Source organism: Tepidiphilus baoligensis (assembly GCF_012911495.1).
In the GTDB taxonomy this organism is placed as follows: Bacteria; Pseudomonadota; Gammaproteobacteria; order Burkholderiales; family Rhodocyclaceae; genus Tepidiphilus; species Tepidiphilus olei.
Genome location: NZ_JAAAUB010000033.1, coordinates 1 through 3,681, shown reverse-complemented (window position 1 = coordinate 3,681; position 3,681 = coordinate 1). Strand labels below are relative to the sequence as shown.

2 protein-coding genes and 1 pseudogene are annotated in these 3,681 nt (G+C 66.7%); 2 read left to right on the top strand and 1 reads right to left on the bottom strand.

Features of this window, described 5'->3' with window-relative positions:
- The first annotated feature begins 116 nt into the window (after nucleotides 1-116).
- Together GV368_RS10850 and GV368_RS10845 are read left to right on the top strand one after the other, a co-directional pair.
- A complete protein-coding gene (locus GV368_RS10850) occupies nucleotides 117-1,757 on the top strand; it encodes a GMC family oxidoreductase (protein WP_126539542.1) in 1,641 nt (546 codons plus the stop codon).
- A gap of 31 nt (nucleotides 1,758-1,788) precedes the next feature.
- Nucleotides 1,789-3,228: a coniferyl aldehyde dehydrogenase gene (locus GV368_RS10845; RefSeq protein ID WP_126539540.1), complete on the top strand. Its 1,440-nt coding sequence runs from the start codon at nucleotides 1,789-1,791 to the stop codon at nucleotides 3,226-3,228.
- Nucleotides 3,229-3,484: 256 nt separating this feature from the next.
- Here the strand turns inward: GV368_RS10845 and GV368_RS10840 are convergent.
- Nucleotides 3,485-3,625: pseudogene (locus GV368_RS10840) on the bottom strand (transposase); the annotation flags it as partial.
- Nucleotides 3,626-3,681 lie beyond the last annotated feature (56 nt).

The window sequence follows — 3,681 nt, the reverse complement described above, 5'->3', positions numbered from 1 at the left end:
GAGGCGCTAAACGGAATTTACAGAAAGGATGGTACACAACCTCGCTCATTTCCAGTAAAATGCTGATTTGTTCAGCGTGTCCTTAAATCCGTATACCCCATGGGAGGAGGAGGCCGATGTACGATTACATCATTGTCGGCGCGGGTTCGGCGGGCTGTGTGCTGGCGAACCGGCTCAGCGCGGATCCGAGCGTGCGGGTGTGTCTGATCGAGGCGGGGCCCAAGGACAAGTCCCCGCTCATCCACACGCCGATCGGCATCCTGTCGCTGATGTGGAGCCGCAAGCTGAACTGGCGCTACTACACCGAGCCACAGCCCCATCTCGACAATCGCCGCCTCTATTGGCCGCGCGGCAAGACCCTGGGCGGCTCGAGCTCCACCAACGCGATGATCTACACCCGCGGTCACCGCTGGGACTACGACCACTGGGCCGAGCTGGGCAACCGGGGGTGGAGCTACGAGGAGCTGCTGCCCTACTTCCGCAAGGCCGAGAACCGCGAGGCCGGGGGCGACGAATACCACGGCACCGGCGGGCCGCTCAACGTCGCCCGCTTGCGCAAGCCCAACGAGCTCTCCAAGGCCTTCGTCGAGGCGGGGGTGCAGGCCGGCTATCCCCGCAACGACGACTTCAACGGTCCCGAGCAGGAGGGGGTGGGCCTCTACGAGGTCACCCAGAAGAACGGCCGGCGCTGGAGCGCGGCGCAGGCCTACCTGCGCGAGGCCGAGAGCCGTCCCAATCTGGATATCGTCACCGACGCGCTGGTCACGCGGATCCTGCTCGAGGGCAGGCGCGCGGTGGGGGTCGAGCTCCGGCGTCGCGGGGTCCGGCAGACCCTGCGCGCCGCCGCCGAGGTGATCGTCTCGGGGGGCGCCATCAACTCGCCGCAGCTCCTGATGCTCTCCGGCATCGGGCCGGCCGAGGAGCTGCGGCGGCACGGCATCGAGGTCCGGCATTCGCTGCCGGGGGTCGGCCGCAACCTCCAGGATCACCTCGATGTCATGATCGTGCACAAGTGCCGCAAGGCGGTCTCGTACGGGTTCGCCCTGGATTCCCTGTACAAGGGGGTCTTCGCGCTGTTCGAGTACCTGCGCAAGCGCCAGGGCATGTTCGCCACCAACGGCGCCGAGGCCGGCGGTTTCGTGCGCAGCGGCGACGACCAGGCCATACCCGATCTGCAGTTCCACCTCACGGCGATGCGCCTCGACAACCACGGCCTGAACCTGCCCTTCCTCTTCGGCCACGGCTATTCGCTGCACATCTGCGAGCTCCGCCCGAAGAGCCGGGGCTACATCTCGCTCAATAGCGCCGACCCGGCCGAGCCGGCGCACATCCAGCCCAACTACCTCGAGGCGCCGGAGGACATGGAGAAGATGGTGCGCGCGGTCAAGGTCGGGCGGGCGGTGCTCGCTCAGCCGGCCTTCGATCCCTACCGCGGGGCGGAGATCTTCCCCGGCGAACGGGTCCGGAGCGACGACGAGATCCGGGATTTCGTGCGCCGGAAGGCGAACACCATTTACCACCCCGTGGGGACGTGCAAGATGGGACAGGACGACTCGGCCGTGGTCGACGAGCGCCTGCGGGTGCGCGGAATGGAGGGTTTGCGCGTCATCGACGCCTCCATCATGCCCACGCTCGTCGGCGGCAACACCAACGCGCCCACCATCGCGATCGCCGAGAAGGGCGCGGAGATGATTCTCGAGGACCGCAAGCGCGGCCGGGAGCCGAGCGCGACCGTGGCGGTCGCGGCGGCCCAGTGAGGGAACCTGTGGATTGGCGGGAGGAACGACGATGAGCGTGACGGCGCTGAACGCCCAGCGGACGCGGTCCGAGATGGACCGCATGCAGGAGGTCTTCCAGAGCCAGCGGCGAGCCTTCGACCGCGATCCCATGCCGTCGGCCGAGGTTCGTCGCGAGAACCTTCGTCGGCTCAAGGCGGCGATCCTGCGCTATCAGGGGCGCCTGGCCGATGCCGTCAACGAAGACTTCGGCTGCCGTTCGCGCGACGAGACCATGCTCGCGGACATCATGCCGACGGTCAGCCAGATCAACTACCAGCTCAAGAACGTCCGGCGGTGGATGAAGCCCGAGCGGCGCCATGTCGGGGCCGCTTTCCAGCCGGCCAAGGCTTTCGTCCAGTACCAGCCCTTGGGGGTGGTGGGCATCATCGCGCCCTGGAACTACCCGATCCAGCTGGTGCTGGAGCCGCTCGCGACCGCGCTGGCCGCGGGCAACCGGGCGATGATCAAGGTGTCCGAGTTCACCCCGGCCACCAACAAGACCCTCGAGGCCATGCTGGGCGAGGTCTTCCCCGAGGATCACGTCGCCATGGTGCATGGCGAGGCGGAGGTGGCGCAGGCCTTCACGCGCCTGCCCTTCGATCACCTGCTCTTCACCGGCTCGACGGCGGTGGGGCGGCAGGTGATGCGCGCCGCCGCCGAGCACCTCACCCCCGTCACCCTCGAGCTCGGCGGCAAGTCGCCGGCGATCGTCTCGGACACGGTCCCGCTCGATCACGCGGCCGAGCGCATCGCCTTCGGCAAGGCGCTCAACGCCGGGCAGACCTGCATCGCCCCGGACTACGTGCTCTGTCCCGCGGACCGGGTGGACGGGTTCGTCGAGGCCTTCCAGCGCCGGGTCTCGCGCATGTACCCAACGCTGCGCGACAACCCGGACTTCACCGCCATCGTCAACGACCGGCAGTACGAGCGTCTGACGAGGTATCTGCGCGACGCGCGCGAGAAGGGGGCGCGTATCGTCGAGATCAACCCCGCCTCCGAGAAACTGGAGGACGTGCGCAAGCTGCCGCTCACGCTGCTGCTCGACACCACGGAAGACATGCTGGTGCGACAGGAGGAGATCTTCGGGCCGCTGCTGCCCGTGGTGCCCTACGACAGTCTCGACGAGGCGCTCGAGTACGTGCGGCGCAATCCGCGCCCCTTGGCCCTGTACTACTTCGATTACGACAAGCAGCGGCAACGGCGGGTGCTCGAGCAGACGCACGCGGGCGGTGTCTCCATCAACGATACGCTCTCGCACATTGCCCAGGACGACCTGCCCTTCGGCGGCATCGGCCCGTCGGGTATCGGTCGCTATCACGGCAAGGAGGGTTTCCTGACCTTCTCGCACGCCAAGAGCGTGTACGTGAAGCCGCGCTTCAACGGCGCGCGCTTCGCTTATCCGCCGTACGGTCTCGTCAACAAGCTGATCTATCGGCTCTTCATCCGCTAGGCCCCGCGGTGTCCGCCCTGAAACCGGGGCGGACGTCCCTTCCTATCGCTCCCGTTCGAAAACGCGCCGGCGCGCTCGCCGGGCGCCGCTCGCGATCGTTGCCGCCTGGATGGGCATGGAATGCACCGGCGGTCCCGTTCGCGAGGGTTGGTTTTGTGATAATTGCCCGAAAATTTTGTGAAGGACACACTGATTTATTCGCAGATCGATGGGCCGAACTCATCCCTGACATGCGACAATTGAAGNGACTCCTGGGTTACGGGTTGAGGTTGAGATAGACCTTGCCGGTCATCCACTCGTCGTCGAGTTCGGCCAGCAGCGCCGAGACCAGACGCAGGCAGGAATCCGTGTTGGGGAAGATGCTGGCCACCCGGGTGCGTCGCCGCAGTTCCCGGTGTCGGGTAGCAGGACGGCATTACTGCCGCCCCGCCCCCTAAGAACCGTACGTGCGAG

What these genes read in the sequence shown, in the direction of transcription:
- GV368_RS10850 (WP_126539542.1), top strand. Translation starts at nt 117, where the DNA reads ATGTACGATTACATCATTGTCGGCGCGGGTTCGGCGGGCTGTGTGCTG.
- GV368_RS10845 (WP_126539540.1), top strand. Translation starts at nt 1,789, where the DNA reads ATGAGCGTGACGGCGCTGAACGCCCAGCGGACGCGGTCCGAGATGGAC.